Source organism: Caballeronia sp. LjRoot34, from assembly GCF_964253815.1.
GTDB lineage: Bacteria > Pseudomonadota > Gammaproteobacteria > Burkholderiales > Burkholderiaceae > Caballeronia.
The window spans coordinates 26,569-42,680 of sequence record NZ_CAXUSB020000004.1 but is presented as its reverse complement, the minus strand read 5'-3'; the positions used below and the strand labels follow the sequence as shown (position 1 = coordinate 42,680).

17 protein-coding genes and 2 pseudogenes are annotated in these 16,112 nt (G+C 59.0%); 8 read left to right on the top strand and 11 right to left on the bottom strand.

The window, feature by feature from the left end; genetic code table 11:
* The first annotated feature begins 67 nt into the window (after nt 1–67).
* On the top strand, nt 68–1,303 hold the full coding sequence (locus ACSQ36_RS40550; RefSeq protein WP_436186537.1) for a c-type cytochrome: 1,236 nt from the start codon (nt 68–70) through the stop codon (nt 1,301–1,303).
* Between the two features lie 111 nt (nt 1,304–1,414).
* A complete protein-coding gene (locus tag ACSQ36_RS40545; protein ID WP_436186536.1) occupies nt 1,415–1,726 on the top strand; it encodes a high-potential iron-sulfur protein in 312 nt (103 codons plus the stop codon).
* Between the two features lie 180 nt (nt 1,727–1,906).
* On the opposite strand, the gene pqqE is transcribed toward ACSQ36_RS40545, so the two are convergent.
* The 9 genes and pseudogenes from pqqE to ACSQ36_RS40500 all read right to left on the bottom strand — a co-directional run bounded on the left by pqqE (nt 1,907) and on the right by ACSQ36_RS40500 (nt 8,472).
* Nucleotides 1,907–3,031, bottom strand: a complete 1,125-nt coding sequence (pqqE, locus tag ACSQ36_RS40540) for a pyrroloquinoline quinone biosynthesis protein PqqE (RefSeq protein WP_436186535.1) — start codon at nt 3,029–3,031, stop codon at nt 1,907–1,909.
* A gap of 1 nt (nt 3,032) precedes the next feature.
* A complete protein-coding gene (gene pqqD / locus ACSQ36_RS40535) occupies nt 3,033–3,314 on the bottom strand; it encodes a pyrroloquinoline quinone biosynthesis peptide chaperone PqqD (protein WP_436186534.1) in 282 nt (93 codons plus the stop codon).
* Complete coding sequence (gene pqqC / locus ACSQ36_RS40530; protein ID WP_436186533.1) at nt 3,311–4,030, bottom strand: pyrroloquinoline-quinone synthase PqqC; 720 nt, start codon at nt 4,028–4,030, stop codon at nt 3,311–3,313. Before pqqC ends, pqqD begins: the two co-directional genes overlap by 4 nt.
* Nucleotides 4,031–4,032: 2 nt before the next feature.
* Complete coding sequence (gene pqqB, locus ACSQ36_RS40525) at nt 4,033–4,956, bottom strand: pyrroloquinoline quinone biosynthesis protein PqqB (RefSeq protein ID WP_436186532.1); 924 nt, start codon at nt 4,954–4,956, stop codon at nt 4,033–4,035.
* A gap of 65 nt (nt 4,957–5,021) precedes the next feature.
* Nucleotides 5,022–5,096, bottom strand: a complete 75-nt coding sequence (gene pqqA, locus ACSQ36_RS40520; protein WP_436186990.1) for a pyrroloquinoline quinone precursor peptide PqqA — start codon at nt 5,094–5,096, stop codon at nt 5,022–5,024.
* A 60-nt stretch (nt 5,097–5,156) separates the two neighbouring features.
* Complete coding sequence (locus ACSQ36_RS40515; RefSeq protein WP_436186531.1) at nt 5,157–5,321, bottom strand: hypothetical protein; 165 nt, start codon at nt 5,319–5,321, stop codon at nt 5,157–5,159.
* 63 nt (nt 5,322–5,384) lie between these two features.
* Nucleotides 5,385–7,349 carry a sigma-54-dependent Fis family transcriptional regulator gene (locus ACSQ36_RS40510; RefSeq protein ID WP_436186530.1) on the bottom strand — a complete coding sequence of 655 codons (1,965 nt, stop codon included), beginning with the start codon at nt 7,347–7,349 and terminating at the stop codon, nt 5,385–5,387.
* A 273-nt stretch (nt 7,350–7,622) separates the two neighbouring features.
* A pseudogene (locus ACSQ36_RS40505) lies at nt 7,623–7,809 on the bottom strand (MBL fold metallo-hydrolase); the annotation flags it as partial.
* 435 nt (nt 7,810–8,244) lie between these two features.
* The gene (locus ACSQ36_RS40500; protein WP_436186529.1) at nt 8,245–8,472 is read right to left on the bottom strand and encodes a hypothetical protein; all 228 of its coding nucleotides are present in this window, start codon (nt 8,470–8,472) and stop codon (nt 8,245–8,247) included.
* A 183-nt stretch (nt 8,473–8,655) separates the two neighbouring features.
* Between ACSQ36_RS40500 and ACSQ36_RS40495 the strand changes: the two are divergent.
* Nucleotides 8,656–8,994 (top strand): annotated as a pseudogene (locus tag ACSQ36_RS40495) (zinc-dependent alcohol dehydrogenase); the annotation flags it as partial.
* A 16-nt stretch (nt 8,995–9,010) separates the two neighbouring features.
* Here the strand turns inward: ACSQ36_RS40495 and ACSQ36_RS40490 are convergent.
* Nucleotides 9,011–10,630: an oleate hydratase gene (locus ACSQ36_RS40490; RefSeq protein ID WP_436186528.1), complete on the bottom strand. Its 1,620-nt coding sequence runs from the start codon at nt 10,628–10,630 to the stop codon at nt 9,011–9,013.
* 609 nt (nt 10,631–11,239) lie between these two features.
* Entirely contained in the window at nt 11,240–12,586 is a 1,347-nt protein-coding gene (locus ACSQ36_RS40485; RefSeq protein WP_436186527.1) for an IS4 family transposase, read from the bottom strand.
* Between the two features lie 151 nt (nt 12,587–12,737).
* Between ACSQ36_RS40485 and ACSQ36_RS40480 the strand changes: the two genes are divergently transcribed.
* The 5 genes from ACSQ36_RS40480 to ACSQ36_RS40460 all read left to right on the top strand — a co-directional run bounded on the left by ACSQ36_RS40480 (nt 12,738) and on the right by ACSQ36_RS40460 (nt 15,771).
* The gene (locus tag ACSQ36_RS40480; RefSeq protein WP_436186526.1) at nt 12,738–13,109 is read left to right on the top strand and encodes a hypothetical protein; all 372 of its coding nucleotides are present in this window, start codon (nt 12,738–12,740) and stop codon (nt 13,107–13,109) included.
* Nucleotides 13,110–13,115: 6 nt separating this feature from the next.
* The gene (locus tag ACSQ36_RS40475) at nt 13,116–13,307 is read left to right on the top strand and encodes an Hsp20 family protein (RefSeq protein ID WP_436186525.1); all 192 of its coding nucleotides are present in this window, start codon (nt 13,116–13,118) and stop codon (nt 13,305–13,307) included.
* 105 nt (nt 13,308–13,412) lie between these two features.
* Nucleotides 13,413–13,928: a flavodoxin family protein gene (locus ACSQ36_RS40470; protein WP_436186524.1), complete on the top strand. Its 516-nt coding sequence runs from the start codon at nt 13,413–13,415 to the stop codon at nt 13,926–13,928.
* Between the two features lie 31 nt (nt 13,929–13,959).
* Nucleotides 13,960–14,925: a universal stress protein gene (locus tag ACSQ36_RS40465; RefSeq protein ID WP_436186523.1), complete on the top strand. Its 966-nt coding sequence runs from the start codon at nt 13,960–13,962 to the stop codon at nt 14,923–14,925.
* 216 nt (nt 14,926–15,141) lie between these two features.
* On the top strand, nt 15,142–15,771 hold the full coding sequence (locus tag ACSQ36_RS40460; protein WP_436186522.1) for a nitroreductase family protein: 630 nt from the start codon (nt 15,142–15,144) through the stop codon (nt 15,769–15,771).
* The last annotated feature ends 341 nt before the right edge of the window (nt 15,772–16,112 follow it).

Genomic DNA, 16,112 nt, shown 5'->3' with positions numbered 1-16,112 from the left:
GTGCCATGGCGCGCCGGGCATCAAGCGCGGACGCCGTGGCATCCCGGCACCTATCGGAAACATGATCATGAAAATTCGACTCAATTCCCTCGCACTCTGCGTGCTGATGACCTGTGGTGCGCTCGCGCCGGGTTTCGCAACGGCCGGCGTGCGCGTCTGCACGTTTCCGGGCAGTCCGTCCACGGCACTGGATCGGGCGGTTACCCGTGAAGCGTTCAGGACTGCGGGTATCGCGGCGTCGCTCGCTCCAGGCGGGTTCAAAGGGAGCGACGACGACGGCATTTCGTTGAAGGAACTCGGCCGGGCGCTCGGCCATAGTTGTGATGTGATCGCCGGCTTTCCACGCTCGTCGGTTGCCGACGGAACGGGTAGCAAGTTGCTTTTCTCTCAGGGCTACTTACGTTCCGGGTACGTCAGCGTAAGCATGAAAGATCTGTCGGGTAAACCGGCAGCCGCGACCGATATTGTTGCCGCTACGTACGCTAGTCCGGCGCAACTGATCGCCGTGCAGCAGCACGACGTGACGCTCGATCTCGAGAATACGCCGGAACTCACTGTCGACGCGGTGGCCAAGGGTCATGCACAGCGTGCGATCGTCTGGTATCCAGCGGTGGTCGCTTACTCGTTGGCCCACCCGCAGCGGCATTTCGCCGTCGCGGGCACGACCTCGCCCTATGCGGACTGGCAACTCGTCTTTGCGTTTGGACCGGGCCATGCAGCATTGCAGCAACGAATTGACGCGGCGCTCGCCAAGATGACTGCGAACGGCAGGCTGGCAGCGCTGACCCGGCAATGGGCGATGCCCGACACAGCTCAGGCTGCGCTGCCGGTGACTGACCAGTTTGCCTATCTGGACGGTCCGGTGCAAGTTGGCGGGTCCTCTGGCATAGCGCAAGCAGGCGCGCGGGGTCTGGCTGGAGGCGGTGGTTTCATTCGCGTCGATGCGGCGGTGGGTGGCGACGTCCCAACCTACAATCGTGCCCAGGTTGCGCACGGCAAGAGCGTGTATGCCGGTGCCTGTGCCAAGTGCCACGGTGCGCAGTTGCAAGGGGTCAACGCGCCCGCGCTGCGAGGTCCCGCATTTGCGCCGGCGGCCAACGCCCACCTTACCATCGGCGGCGTATTTGGCTATATGGCGAGCAACATGCCGGCGGATCGGCCAGGTAAGCTGAAGCCCGAGGACTACGCGGACCTCATGGCGTTCCTGTTGAACTCGAACGGCTACAACGCGGGAACGACCAAGCTGACCGCAGACAGCGCGAAAGCTTCAACGACACCCCTGAATGCGGGTACGTCGCATTGAGCATCCGGTTATCTGCAGCAGCGAGATCGCGAGCGGCCACATGCCGCTCGCGAAATACTGTCGCTCAATGCGTACGCGCGACGTGTGCCATTTTTTCCAGGACTAAAATTCATGAGTTCAACACGCAGAGTATTCCTTGCCAGAACAGCCGGTTTTTGTGCGGGCCTCACCTTTTATCGGGAGTTGCTCGCGGCGCAGCCGCACCTCGCTGAGAATGATCCGGCAGCACAGGCACTCGGTTACAAGTCGGATGCGGCAACGGTCGACCGCGCTCGATTCCCGAAGTATCAACCCGGCCAGAACTGTGCGACTTGCCAGTTTTTCGCTGGCAAACCGGGAGACGGGTTTGGCGGATGTCCGATGTTTGGCAAAAAGGATGTTGCCGCGAGCGGGTGGTGCAACGCCTACAGCAAACGCACCTGACGGCGGACCAGGACCCCGCTTTTCGTGCAGTCGCGACGGCGGCGGGGACTGTGCGGTCGATGGTGATTCGATTGGGATGGGGGACGCTATTCAGCTATGCCCTTGCTCCGCATGATGGCTACTCACGCTGCATATTGGAACGTGGAACGCACGCCGAGAAAATCTTCGGCGATTGCATGGCTATCCAATGCGCAGTGAGTTTTCCTTGCTACGGAAAATCAGCGGTTGCACATTTTCATCACGCACCGGACGTCGTGCGAGCATGACCACCTGTTCGATCTTGTCGTGATCTGCTGATTTCGAGCAAACCGGATCGGCTGCCGCAGCATCGCCTGTCAGCAGATACGCCTGGCAGCGACAGCCGCCATGATCGACCGTACGTTCGTCGCAGGTCTTGCATGGCTCACGCATCCAGCTATCTCCACGAAACGCATTGAAAGCGTCGCTTTCGTACCAGATGTGAGCCAGCGACGCGTCGCGCACGTGGGGCAATTCCAGACCCGGCAGCGAGCGCGCTGCGTGGCACGGCAGTGCGGTTCCGTCCGGGGCGATGCCGAGAAATACCGAGCCCCAGCCGTTCATGCATGCCTTAGGACGCTCCTCGAAATAATCAGGCACCACGAACAGAATGCGGCAGCGATTGCCCAGGCGCTCGCGGTATTGATTGACAGTCGCCTCGGCTTCACGCAGTTGCTCACGCGTCGGCATCAGCTGCTCGCGATTGAGCATGGCCCAGCCGTAATATTGGGTGTTGGCGAGTTCCAGGTAGTCGGCTTCCATCTCGAGCGCCATGTCGATGATTTGCGCGACGTGCGGCAGGTTGTAGCGATGCAGCACGCAGTTCAACACCATGGGGTAACCGTGCTGCTTGATCAGGCGCGCGACGCGTTGCTTCAGCTCGAAGGTCCGGGTGCTAGAGACGAAATCGTTCAGCTCGCGTGTAGAGTCCTGAAACGACAACTGGATATGGTCGAGACCCGCCTCCTTCAGACGTGCAATCCGTGTCTCGGTCAGTCCGACACCAGAGGTGATCAGGTTGGTATAGAAGCCGATTCCACGTGCGTGGGCCACCAGCGTTTCGAGGTCGTCGCGCACCAGTGGCTCGCCGCCTGAGAAGCCGATTTGTGCGGCACCCATCTTGCGCGCCTGACTGATGACATCGCGCCAGGTGTCCGTGTCGAGTTCGGCGGTTTGGTGGGCAAAGTCGGTCGGGTTATAACAGAACGCACAATGCAGCGGGCAGCGATAGGTCAGCTCGGCGAGCAACCACAAAGGCTGGGAAGGACGGATGCTATCGGTATTCATATCAGTCGAGCCAGCCACGTTGACGTGCATGATCGATGAAACGGTAGACATCGGCGGCCAGATTCGATGCGCCGAACAGATCCTCCAGTTCATCGATGATGTCGTCCAGTTCGCGTGTCCCGTCGCAGCGCGCGAGAATTTCACCTGCGCTCGGATTGAGTTTGACCATGCCTTCCGGATAGAGCAGCACGTAGGCATCCTGTGTAGTTTCCCACTGCAGCCGGAACATGGTCCGCAAACTGGGGAGGGCTTGGGCGTCGTTGCCGGCGTTCAGAGAGCTCATGCCGGGTAGGCCTTTTCGATTGCATCGAGCATCGACCACAGGATGTCGAGCTTGAAGTTAAGGATGTCGAGCGCACGCCGTTGTGCTTCCGGCGTGCGGAAGTAGTTCAGCGTGACGTCGAGTCCGTGCTCGACGTCACGCTGGGCAAGTGGAATGCGGCTGCGGAAATACTGGAGCCCATCCGTATCGATCCACGGGTAGAGCGAAGGCCACCCGGCCAGGCGGTCGCGGTGAATCTGCGGCGCAAACATCTCCGTGAGCGATGAACACACGGCTTCCTGCCACGGCGCACGCCGAGCGAAGTTCACGTATGCATCGACTGCGAAGCGCACCCCTGGCAGCACGTAGTCAAGCGACCACAAGGCCTCGCGCTCGAGGCCGACCGCATCGGCCAAACGCACCCATGCTTCGATCCCGCCAGCATCGTCACCCGTACCGTCGTGATCGAGCAGACGTTGGATCCACAGCCTGCGCGTGTGCCGGTCCGGGCAATTCGAAAGGATGGATGCGTCCTTCAACGGAATGTTGATCTGATAGTAGAAGCGGTTCGCGACCCATCCGCGGATCTGCTGCGGCGAACACTGGCCGCTGTTCATGGGCATATTGAACGGATGATGAATGTGATAACGCGCGCCAAGTTCGCGCAGGCGTTCTTCAAACTCGCTCGCCGGCCACGGGGAGGCTTGGGGGATGGCGATGTGCAGGGGTGCGTTCATGGCTAGACCTGAAAATGCATTCCATCGCACGCAACGTCGATGCCGCGGGTGCGTAGCACGGCATATTCGGCAGAATGCGGATCGAGAATCGGGTTGGTATTGTTGATGTGAATCAGCACCTTGCGTGTCGCGGTGGGAAGCGAGTCGAGCAACTGGACCATGCCTGGCTGGCCGTCATGTCCGCATTGGGCAAGATGACCCATGTCGCCGGCGTGCTTCGTCGACAGGCCTAGATCGATCATTTCGGTAGCAGTCCAGAATGTACCGTCGACGAGCACTAGCTGGGCCGAGCACATCGCTTGACGCACAGCATCAGATGCGCTGGCCAGGCCTGGCGCATAGAACGCCCGTGCACCGGTGGCTTCGTTTTCGATCAGAAGCGCGATGTTGTCGCCGGGCGCCGCTTCAGTGCGCCGTGGCGAGTAGGGTGGGGCCTTGCTATCGATCGGAATTGCTGTAAAACGGATGCCATCCAACGGTGCGATCACGAAAGGTTCATCGAGCGTAATGGCATGCTGTTCCACGCCACAGTAGTGCTCAAGCAACGGTATGAGTGGCAAGCCGCTCGACAGATCGGCGAGCACGGGGGCACAGGCATAGATCGGCAGTGCAGTGGAGCGCTCGCGCAGCATCAACAAACCGGTGACGTGATCGATCTGAGCGTCAATCAACAGCACCGCCGCTATCCCTGTGTCGCGAATCGAACGGGCAGGTTGCAGCTCGGGATGCGCGCGCAGTTGAGCAAGCAAATCGGGTGATGCGTTGATCAGGATCCAGTCGAAGCCGTCCTCGCTGATTGCAATTGACGATTGCGTGCGTGGCGTGATGTCGCCAGTCCCGTCGCGAGCGTGGGTGCAGTTAGCGCAATTGCAGTTCCATTGCGGCAACCCACCGCCTGCCCCGGAGCCCAAAATCTTGATCTTCATAAGCGATGCTCCGGGCGCCCCCACGCTGCGTCATCATCGGCAGCGGGCGGCGCTTTATCGTTGCTTCAGCGGTTGGCGATGTACATCGTGATTTCGAAGCCGAAACGCAGGTCGGTATAGGCGGGGGTGATCCAAAGCATGGCTGTCTCCTTGAAAACGCTTGTGAATGAAAAACCGCAGTTGGGAAGCGGTCACTGCATTCAATGCAAGGTCTGTGCCGGGCGTGGCAAGCGGTGTTCGTAACGCTTGATTTCCTGCTCGGATGGTGCGTTGGTCCGAAGGAAGAGTTGGAGGGCTGCAAGCGTGCGTCGCGTCGCGTCGATCCGGGGAAACTCGCCGCGATACGTGGCCTTCGCGGTGTTCAATTTCAGCGCACCGGTGTTGCAAAATGACACACGTGAAGCAGATTCCGGCGAGGGGATTCTCGTTCAATCATCGGCGCAGGGCGGCGCCGGCATCTTCCTGTAGATGGTGTTGCGCGAGATGCCGAGCGCGCGCGCGGCGGCCGACACATTGCCGTGGTGCTGGGCAACGGCAGCGGTGATCGCATAGACGGCAACGTCCTGGAGACGTGCGCTTTGCCGCGCCACGGTGTCGATTGTCTCCGGCGGCGTGGTACCTGCATTGTCGAGGTCGTCGAAGAAGTCGTCTGGCAGATGTTCGTGCCGGATTTGACCGTCGGCGTCGACCATGGCTGCGGCGGTGCGTAGCAGGTTGCCGAGTTGACGGAAGTTGCCGGGCCACGCGCATTGTTTGAAGAGCGTCATCACTTCGCTATCTACGCTCAGGCTGACGCCGTTAGCGCCGCCGAGCGACTCGCACTGAAGCATCTTCTGAATCACTGACGCTAGATCTGTTCGCTCGCGCAGGGGCGGCAACTTCACCACCAATCCATTCAAACGGTAGTACAGGTCTTCACGAAAGCGGTTCTGGGCAATCATCTCGCGCAGATCGCGATGGGTCGCGCAGACGATCGCGATGTCGACCGGGATTGACTTGGCCGAGCCGAGCGGATTGACGAGGCGTTCCTGCAGCACCCGTAGCAGGCGCACTTGCAGTGGATAAGGCATGTCGCCAATCTCGTCGAGAAAGAGCGTGCCGCCATTGGCCTGCAACAGTTTGCCGACAGCACCTTTGCGCCGCGCGCCGGTGAACGCGCCTTCCTCATAGCCGAACAATTCGGATTCGATCAGGGTTTCCGGAATCGACGCGCAGTTTACCGCCACGAATGACCCTGAGCGGCGTGGCGAATCGTTATGTATCGCCTGGGCCAGCAGTTCCTTGCCCGTTCCGGTCTCGCCGGTGATCAGGATAGGAATGTTCTTGCCAATCACCTTGCGCACCTTGGCGATGACGTTGGCCACCTGCGGGTCGCCAGTGTCCAGATAGCTAAGTCTCGAAAGCGCACCGGCGGAAGTGGTTGCCTTCGGTGTGCTGAGAGCCTCCGGCCTTGCCTCACTGGTCGGCCTGGGCGACCAGCCGCCGTCGACAAGCACGGCGCGTCGAAATTCAACGTTCGCGCAGACGACCGCACCGGTGTTCAAATTCAGGGACAGATGCTGATCCCGGTTTGCTCGCAACCGGTCGATCAACTCGGCGCTGCTGAGGCCGAACAATGACGACAGCGTGTGAGCGCGCAAGGCCGTAAGCGGCAGGCCAAGCTGGAACTGCGCACTGCGATTCGCGGACAGGAAGCGTCCGTCACAGGTAAATGCAGCGATACCCTCCATCAATGTGCCGAGAAACTCTGCGCGGCCATGAAAGGCAATCTGCAATGTCTCGCGAAAGGTATTGGTGAACAGATGGTTTTCAATCATCTGCGCTGACATCTTCGCGAGTGCCATCGTGTGCTGGTGGTAGCTGCGATGATCGCCCGTCACGTCCAGCACGCCGATCAGGTCACCGTACGGACCGAGGATCGGCACGCTGGAACAGGTCAGAAAACGGTTTGCGGCCAGGTAGTGCTGCGCGCCGTGTACAACGGTCGGACAATGTTCAGCAATGGCGGTGCCGATCGCATTGGTTCCTTGCCGCTCTTCCGCCCAGTTCGCGCCGGGACGTAACGCGACTTTCTCGGCCCTCCGCAGGAAATCATCGTCGCCAATCGAATGAAGAATCAGTCCCTCGGCATCGGTCAATACGATCACGTTTTGAGTGTTGACGATCTGCTCGTGGAGCGATTCCATCACCGGGGTGGCGTGTGCGCACAATATGCGGCTTTGCTCAAGCTTCAGGACAAGTTCGGCAGCAGGCAGTACATCGTAGTCTGGCCGCATCAATGCGCTCAAACCGAAGGTCTCAGAGCGTTGGTGTGACTTCTGGATTGATGGCGTAAGCCATTCGGCTTCATGTTGTACTAATGGCGTAGCGGCGTGATTGGCATCATCGCGCATTGTCTCCTCCTGCTCGTTGGGCTCCGGTCGTCTCGCCGGATATCATAGGCACAACTTAAAGCAAGTCCTGCGCCAATGCGCATTTGCGGGACTCTTCATAGGGCGACCCCTCGTTGTCATTGCATGCTGGCCCACTACCGAGCGTTTCAATTGACGCAGGTCAATTGCCCATGCATCGATCCCAACTCGCTGTAGGCGCCTAAGCGTTTACCCGCTTGACCACGCGCGAGTCGCCCCGTTTGTCAAAGTAATCGGGTGCACCAGGCCAACACGATGTGCCGACAGCGGGAAAATCGATTTGACCGAGGCACGAACCCGGACGTATTCGTCGTTAATCTTGATGCTCGGCGCGTGGCTGGCGAGTGCTAGCGACTTGGTGGCCGACGAGTGCGATCGTATGCGGCTGGTCGGGTGCGAACGCCTTCAGGTGATGCAGCACACGTGCGCCTGTCGGCATCCCGAGGCGCCCCTGCGGACAACCCGACCAGCGCGCACTCTCATAAGCACGCATCGTTAGGGACCCGGTCTTTGGCGGGAATACACACCACGCACCGTCAGCGTGCTGAAAGAAAAAAATAGCAACAGCGCCTTCTTTACGAACTGTCTCAACGCAAACACAGCGTTCATGAGTGGGAGGTTTGCGACTGAAGCGGGTTACGCGAACCGGCGTCGCCGCGGTTAGCGCAAACCATTTTTCGACCAGCAAGCGCAGTGAGTGTTCTCCGATATTCATTTTTTGCTCCTTCGGCATTGCGTGTTGGTGTGGAACGCCGCTTTGCGCTCACCCGACACTCGGCTTTGGTGACAATGAGACCAGGGTTCTCGCATAGTTCGCACTTGGGGCCAGGTGAGTGTGCCAAGAAGATCGCGCAGACTTCGTCTGGCAATTTCCAATTCAGGAGAACCGGGTCGTGCGAACGGCATCGGCGAAGCGCATGAATGATGCGATGGATCCGGCGATGCTCTGGTACTTCTTTCGGCCAATCTGCCCGTCGAGCGTGACCAGCATGCCGGCATTACGTGCAAGCGCGAGGATTTCATCGGACTCGCCGCTTGTTGAGTTTGCATCGCGCTGCCCAGCGGGTGCAGCGTCAGAATCGGCAAGAGTGGGGTGGTTAAACATGGCCAATCTCCTCGCAACGTCCGGTGACGGGAACACGTCATTGGACGTGCGTATCCATGACCTAAGTATCGTTCGCCGACATCGAGAATAAAATCAGGCAGCGCTGGATTTCGTGTAAGCGATCGAGCAGTCGTGTCAGTGTTTTCCTACAGTCACCGCCACCGCGTCTGCGTGTGGAATTAAGAGAAGGAAATTGGTGGCGCACGTAGAGTGCTTGTTACGCCGGCTTCGCCAAAGGCGTTTTCGCAAGCGCTCGGCATGCGCGGCGCGGTGGCACGGTCTCCCTGAACGTCTTGCCGCCCGGCTACTTTCGACGTGGTATTGGGCGGAATCACCGTACGTGGATCGATTGTCGGTACCCGGCTAGATTTGCAGGGGCCGCTGATCTTCGGTGATGAGGGCAAGGTCAAAGCCACTGTATCGACCGATATGCGGGAAAATATCAACCACGTATTTTCGCGGATGATCGAGGGTGATATCGAAGGCCGGATAGTGCTGGATTTTGCATCCTGGAGTGACTGATGGAATCAAATGGAGACTACCGGCCGTGGAGGGCCTCGAACGCCTCAAATAGAACATGCCGGTCAAACTTGCCCTGATACACGGGCAGGGGAGTGCGGTCGATGCCGAGCAGACGATAGACCGCCGTCTGCGCCGAGCGAATCGAGTACTCGACAGTAAAGACGACGTCATCTGGCAACTCACAAAACTGGCCGCTAAACGCGAGATTCACAGATCCTTTCGGCAGCACGTCCGGCCGATCGCCTCTTTCGCGCGGCAGGAATTGACTGGTGATGAATGGCATGAAGCACGGAATGCACACGGCATGATCGAGGAGTTGAGACGCTTTTTCTGCTGGCGTGGTTTCAGCGCGCAGATGCCCGAGGATCTCGGTCATGATTTCTCGACCGGTGCAGGCGATCATCGGTTTCTTCACGAAGTCGCCGGGCAGGTCGACATACAGGCCGTATCCCCAGAACACCTGGATGTCGTCGGGCTGACCTATGAAGTGCGGTTGATGCGGCAAGACAATCGACAGGAGCCAACTGGAGTCCGCGAAGGTGATGAGTCCGCCTTCTCCCGGTACATTGCCGGTGAAATTCCTGACCAGATTGAAAAAAGCCGGGTCATTCAATGTAGTCGTGAAGGATAGCCACTTGGATTCGTGGACATGGTTAGCGAACACGGCAGGGCGGCCGAAAGCGGGGCGGTCCTGGGCGATCTTGTTCCAAAGGGCCCAGGCGCCGCTGCAGGGTTCGTCGATCTGGACCGCCGCCCGGTCCATGCCACCGAGCGAGGAGCTTTCGGTCATTGAACCCAGCGTGATTATGGCGAAGTCATCCGGCCCGAGCGAGATGGATTCGCTGCGTCCCTCGCGCTCCCAGGTGATACCCGCCACGCGCGTCTGGCCTTCGTTCTCGATGAGCGTGAGATCTGTGACGCGTGTACCGAGCTGGATATGTACGCCCCGCTCGTCGAGCCATCGTCTAAGTGGGCGGACCATCGAGTCGTACTGGTTGTAGACCGTCCGCATGATCCCGTGCAGTTCGTTGAAACCCGACACCATGTGGATGAACCGCAGCAAATAACGCTTGAATTCGACAGCGCTATGCCACGGCTGGAATGCAAAGGTCGTACACCACATGAGCCAGAAGTTCGTCTTGAAGAAGTCCGGCCCGAAATGGTCCGCTATGCGACTGCGCCCGAGCATGTGTTCTGGTTCGATCGCGAGGCGTTCAAGCTTAAGAATGTGCTTTTCATCGAGACCGAATGCGGGTTTGTCAAGCCGGCGACCATTGCGCACCAAGCGGGATTTCGATGAAGTCTTCATCGTTTCATTCCAGTCGAAAATCTCCTGCGTGACGGTCGTGCTGTCGTCGAGCGTGGGAATCGACGAGAAGAGGTCGAATGTGCACACGTATTTGCTTTCGAGCATGCGGCCACCGCGCAGCACATAGCCGTCTTGTGGCGAACCCGCGGCATCAAGGCTGCCGCCTTCTACGCCGAGCGCTTCTATGATCGTTATATTACGGCCTGGAATATCGACATCACGAATCAGGAACGCAGCTGCTGCAAGCGATGCGATTCCCCCGCCGACCAGATAAAACTTGCTGTCGTCGGCGGCCACTCCGTTTGGATTGCTATGTGCACGTCGCATGGTGGACATCCCTCGTTGAACTCGCGTCGATCAGCGCCGTACGTCCGCGCCGTACGGAAAACGAAACCCAAGATACAGCCCTCGCTCCTTGCACGATTGACGTAGATCAAGGGGCGATGCCTTTAAGGCCCAGTGGCGACGTCGCAGAACGGCCGAGACGGTTGCGGGATCACACAAAACTGCGTACGCGGATGGTGACGGTGCGCCGCCGCATTTGATGTTGTTTCTCGTAATCGTATGCAGGGCTCGGTGTGATTTCGACACAGCGCGCGGCCTGCAAAGGCAGGTGTGTAAGCGTGTGTTACAGCTGGATCAGGATGCGATGTTCATGGCGCCATCGTTTGAGATCCAGTAAGAGATCGGCCCGATTCGGATGCCACGCGAGCCGCTCGTGATCAAAGTGTACGTGTTGCCTGCCAGGGTGGTCGATGCAGATCGACGACGTGAGGGCGGTTTCGCTCGGAACACGCTGATTGATATAGATCAACGGCAAGGCTGGGCCCACGCTTAAATTGATATTGAGCATACGGTGAGAATGGCGCGGCGTTCAACAATAAGAGAGGGCTTGATCATGGCAACGGATTTCAACAGGCCCTTCAGATCATCTCGTTATACAGAAGTGTCATAGCCGTCGCGCAAGATCTGGATGGTGATCACCGCATCCATGACTCGCTGCATGCCAATCCACAGCGTCTTCGCGCCCGGTTCGCCGTCTCTCTTGCGCCCGAGGAATCCGCCCAGCGACGCGACCATCCGTATCATCTGGTTGAGTGTCGGTGGTTTTTTCGGACGCGCCTTCTTACAGAGCACGTGAGCGCCGTGTATCTCGTCAGGCGCGAAGAGCAGCGACGCGTCCAATTCCGGACAGGTTCTGCCCACACGCATGAGCCGCGCGATACGCCACGATACGACCATGTACAGCGCGAGCGCCTTCTCCACGCGCTCCATCTGTGAGAGTTGCAGCGCCTCAACCCGGCAGGCGTTCTTCAGGACGTTGAAGAACATTTCTATTTCCCACCTCGCACGGTACCAGTCAACGAGTTCGATGAGCGCATGCGCATCGCCCGCTTCGCGGTTGGTCACAAGACGCCAGATGACGGGCTTCACACCCGCTGGCGCATCCACTTCATACGCCTCGACGCAGGTGAGCGTGACACCGGCACGCCCGGGAAGCGTGACACGCTGGCTACGCAGTTCCTGCCTCACTTCACGCGCCTTCTGGCCGCTGCGCCCGGGCAGCACGAAGCTGATGTGGCCGAGCACCGCACTAGCGTGCACCGTCTCCCATAAACTCGCTTCGCCCTTCAGGGCACGATTGTGCTGCGAGCGCATCAGCCAGTCCGCCGGTTCACCCAGTTCCTGCGCACGCTGCATGAGCGCGGCGATGTCGCCTTCACGATCGGCTACATACACCAGTCGCGTGTCAGGCAGGGCCCGTGCCTGTTCGGCCACGATCTCATAGCTTTCGATCCAACGCACACTTTCCTTGACACCGCCACGCCTGCCGTTTGCATCGCGTGGCTCGCGCGCCCACATCCATGCATTCATCACACCCAGCGGCTCCCGATCCGGTGTCACCGCATAGGTCGCGTGAAGATACATGCCCACCTGTGCTTCATAACTGAGCGGGCCGGCCCCTTCGATATCCTGACCGTTAAAGTTTAGCTCTGTCGTATCGGCAATGCACAGCACCACCGGCAACTGCCCCATGCGTGCCGTGGTACGGTCCCAATGCGGCTGCATCATGTCGCGCCAGTCGATGTGCTCATTGCCCAGAAAGCGATATGCCGCGATCGTCTCGGCCCAGCCTTCGCACGCGCCCGGAATGCTGGCCGTGGGCCGGCTGGCGAACCGTTTGACCAGCTCCTTCGCGCGCCGGTCTCGCCGTGGATCACCCAAATTCAGCGTCTCAAATTCCTCGTCCACCCATGCTCCTGCGTCGTCTCGGATCTTCATGCCGAAAATCCGAGAGTAAACGCGAAATCCGCATTGTTAACAACCCCCTTGTGGCTGCTTTGCTACTCCACCATCGTTTCCGCAAGCGTCGAGTTGTGTATAAGGAGATGCCTTCAGATGGGCCGCGAATCCCTATTTCGCACCGCGGCTGATGACTGCCTACGAGACCTGGCTGCAGGAAGCCAGTGCGCTCGAGACACGGCGTGTCGAACGCGATCTCGATGTGCTTCGGCGGGGTTGCGAAGCCATCGCGGATGCAAAAGACTGGAGCGAATTTATTTTGGACTCGCAGGCGATCGGGCGCAGCTATCTGAAGGCGACCAAAGGTCTTTTGGAGGAAAGGATTGGCATCACGATGCGCAACCAGAAGGCAGTGAGCGAAGCCTTCTCGGACGTGTTCAAGAGCTGGCAATCGACGTGGACCGGCGAATTTCAGAAAGCAACGGCAACGAATCCTGCTGCATTGCCGTTGTGGTTCAAGCATCTGGCGCGGTCGCCGGAGATCGCGAAGCTCTCGACCTGATCGTTGATGCAGGTCAACGGACCAGCGGCTCGCCAGGAAGCCGATCCGCCGTATCGGGTCAAGGCGGTACTTCCTGGCGTGGACAAGAAGGATATCGGCGTGAAGATCGATGGCGATGTGGTCTCGATCGGCGCGAAGGCGGAGCGCGACAAGAAGCATCGGTTTTCGGACACTCAAAGTCTTAGCAAGCGAGGGTGAGGTCGTAGCAAGGACATGGTGTGGATCGACCTGGAGCGCTCGGAGACGATTCATTTGTAGTTAGGTGACGTTGTCCGCTGCGGTGACACCGTTTGGAGATTTGCAATGTCAAAACCAAGAGTCCTCGTTGTCTACTACTCGCGCTCCGGCGTGACCGCCCGAGTGGCGCGATCGCTCGCAGCCCGGCTCGGTGCAGACGTCGAGAAGATCGTTGATCGTAGTGACCGCTCGGGTCCGTCAGGGTTTGTCCGGTCGCTCATCGATGCATTACTCGAGCGGCCGGCTAAGATCAACGCGGTTAAACACGCTCCATCCGCCTACGAATTGGTGGTGATCGCCACACCGGTCTGGGCGCATCGCTTGGCTGCGCCCATGAACGCCTGGCTCAAGGCGTACGGGGCAGCCCTGCCCAGCAGCGCGTTTCTTTGCACGCTGGGCGGCAGGGGAGCCGAACTGGCACTTGAGAAAATGGTCCAAATTTGCGGCCGGCGGCCCGTTGCGCACTGCAAGATTGATAGCCACGATATCAGGCGCGGTATCGATCCGCTTCTACTCGATGTATTCGCCGAGAAGCTTACTCGCAAGCTTGAGTACGTCCATGTGCCGGAACGAATGTATTAGTGAGATTCGAACCACAGGATAAGTACCGGTCATGGAACTTCAAACAGAAAATCTGGATACTGTCACCGCTTTCAAGCGAATATTGCTATGCGTTGATCCGACGGTTGCTTCTGCTCGCGCTGCCGCCTTCGTTCCGAGTCTGGCGAGCAAAGAGACACACGTTCGCATCGTCGGCGTATTGGAGAACGCGCGTGCCGTGATCCCGCTCGGGCCGCTCGCGGCGGTTCACTTAAGTGCGGCACATGCGCAGTTGCTCGCTGCAGTTGAGAGTGCGTGCGCCGTGGCGAAGGAGTTGTTCACGTCGAGCGGCGCCGTCGTCGAGATTCAGATTCTCGATCTTGTAACGCATGGCGGTGAGGTCGTGCATGAGTTGGCCAAGTGCGCGCAAGCCTGGAAGGCAGACTTGCTGGTCATGGGTTCGCGCCAGCACCAGGGCCTGCTGCATTGGATAGAGGGACCGCTGTCGGAACCGCTGATGAAGTTTGCCGAGTGTGCGATCTTTGTGGTCCCCGAGCGCTGCGACTTCGTGTGGCGTGGAGGGCCACAGCGAATCCTGTTTGCGGTCGACGGCAGTTCAGCGTCGCAAGAAGCCCTGCGTACCGTGGCACGACTTGCCAACGCGCGAACGGATCTTCGCGCTATTCATGTCTTGGACCTCGCGGCGCTCCTGACCGATTTCGTACCGCACACTCTGCTGCAAGACGCGTTGGTTGAACAAGGCGACACCGCGCTTGCCAGCGCGAGTGAGCTCTTCGAGGGGCTCACGGACGCAGGGGGCCCCCGGCTAGATACTGCGCTGCTCAGGACGGATGAAGCCAATGACGACGTCGCACATGCGATTGTGAGAGAGGCCGCGAGATGGCACGCCGATCTTCTGGTGATGGGCACGCACGGCCGACGCGGTGTGGTGCGTTGCCTGCTCGGAAGCGTTGCCAACAGGGTCGTGGCGGTCGCCCGGACACCGCTGTTACTGGTTCGGGAGAAAGACATTCCGTAAGGGGCGGCGAGAAGAGCGCAGTCCCTAAGCTTGGATCAGCCTGAACACAGGACGGCAATATCGAGGATCTGTCGACGATAGAGAGAAAACCTCTCTGTCGCAACGAGGCTATCGATGGCAGAACTATAGCTGTCGACTGGGCAGGAGACCCGGTCATCGCAACGCTGAATAATCGATTGAGTTACAGCTCGCTACTTCTTGAGGGGGGAGATCTAAATGACAAGTGCTGCCAGTGCTGAGTGGGCGACGCCGCATGACGAGAGCAGTACGATTGATGGGTTTGCATCGGAGCGCACAATCTCTCTGTCCTCGCCGGATCGTTTGGGTGGTCGTCCGCTCATGCAGTTGCTCGCGTGGCAACGTTCGTCCGAGGGTTTTGCAAGTGCCGCTCTTACCCACGAGCGGCTCAGTAATCTGTTGTGGGCGGCCAATGGCGTGATTCATCAACGGAACGAACCCACCTCGGCAACAGCTGGCACGAACGCCCGCAACGTCAATCTATACGCGATTCTCCGCGGTGGTGCGTATCGCTACGATCCATTGAATCATTGTCTGGACTTCGTTTCTGGTGGATCTGCGAACGCAGCTGAAGCGATCGAACACGCTCCTCTGAAGCTTGTCTGCGTTGCGGACAACGCGCGCATGGGAGACATCCCCGCTCGAGAACAAGACCTGTCCCTAGGGTTGACCGCCGGCGCGATTGCACAGAATGTGCGTTTATTTTGCGCATCTGAAGGTTTGTCAGTTTCGTCGCCCGATGCCAAAGAGCAGTGGACGTTGCTTTCCGAGCAACTACAACTTGGCTCCGGTCTGTTCCCCATTATTTGGCAAGGGATCGGCGGCTAAGGGACGCCGCGAGCCGTCCACCCTCGTACCTTGGAGGTGCGGACATGAAACAACGACCAATTCGATCGCATACGTCACTGCGGAGCCGATCGGTCAATGTCGCAACACCGACCATGCGACAGATCCGAAAAGGACCATTGAAGGCGTCCTGTGTTGCATTGATCTACATCAACTACTTCAGGTAGTGAGAGTTTAGCCTTGACTGTAAGGTTATATACGAATGTCAAAAAAAACGACCACGAAAAGCCCAAAATGACTTTGCAGTTCCCACATGTCCGCCGACCAGGAAATCAAACCGCACTTGTCGCGACCCTTAACGGAATGACCGACAAGCTAGACGA

Excerpts from the sequence above, each read along its gene's own strand:
- ACSQ36_RS40550 (WP_436186537.1), top strand. The coding sequence starts at position 68 with ATGAAAATTCGACTCAATTCCCTCGCACTCTGCGTGCTGATGACCTGT.
- ACSQ36_RS40545 (WP_436186536.1), top strand. The coding sequence starts at position 1,415 with ATGAGTTCAACACGCAGAGTATTCCTTGCCAGAACAGCCGGTTTTTGT.
- pqqE (WP_436186535.1), bottom strand. The coding sequence starts at position 3,031 with ATGAATACCGATAGCATCCGTCCTTCCCAGCCTTTGTGGTTGCTCGCC.
- pqqD (WP_436186534.1), bottom strand. The coding sequence starts at position 3,314 with ATGAGCTCTCTGAACGCCGGCAACGACGCCCAAGCCCTCCCCAGTTTG.
- pqqC (WP_436186533.1), bottom strand. The coding sequence starts at position 4,030 with ATGAACGCACCCCTGCACATCGCCATCCCCCAAGCCTCCCCGTGGCCG.
- pqqB (WP_436186532.1), bottom strand. The coding sequence starts at position 4,956 with ATGAAGATCAAGATTTTGGGCTCCGGGGCAGGCGGTGGGTTGCCGCAA.
- ACSQ36_RS40510 (WP_436186530.1), bottom strand. The coding sequence starts at position 7,349 with ATGCGCGATGATGCCAATCACGCCGCTACGCCATTAGTACAACATGAA.
- ACSQ36_RS40500 (WP_436186529.1), bottom strand. The coding sequence starts at position 8,472 with ATGTTTAACCACCCCACTCTTGCCGATTCTGACGCTGCACCCGCTGGG.
- ACSQ36_RS40490 (WP_436186528.1), bottom strand. The coding sequence starts at position 10,630 with ATGCGACGTGCACATAGCAATCCAAACGGAGTGGCCGCCGACGACAGC.
- ACSQ36_RS40485 (WP_436186527.1), bottom strand. The coding sequence starts at position 12,586 with ATGAAGATCCGAGACGACGCAGGAGCATGGGTGGACGAGGAATTTGAG.
- ACSQ36_RS40480 (WP_436186526.1), top strand. The coding sequence starts at position 12,738 with ATGACTGCCTACGAGACCTGGCTGCAGGAAGCCAGTGCGCTCGAGACA.
- ACSQ36_RS40475 (WP_436186525.1), top strand. The coding sequence starts at position 13,116 with ATGCAGGTCAACGGACCAGCGGCTCGCCAGGAAGCCGATCCGCCGTAT.
- ACSQ36_RS40470 (WP_436186524.1), top strand. The coding sequence starts at position 13,413 with ATGTCAAAACCAAGAGTCCTCGTTGTCTACTACTCGCGCTCCGGCGTG.
- ACSQ36_RS40465 (WP_436186523.1), top strand. The coding sequence starts at position 13,960 with ATGGAACTTCAAACAGAAAATCTGGATACTGTCACCGCTTTCAAGCGA.
- ACSQ36_RS40460 (WP_436186522.1), top strand. The coding sequence starts at position 15,142 with ATGACAAGTGCTGCCAGTGCTGAGTGGGCGACGCCGCATGACGAGAGC.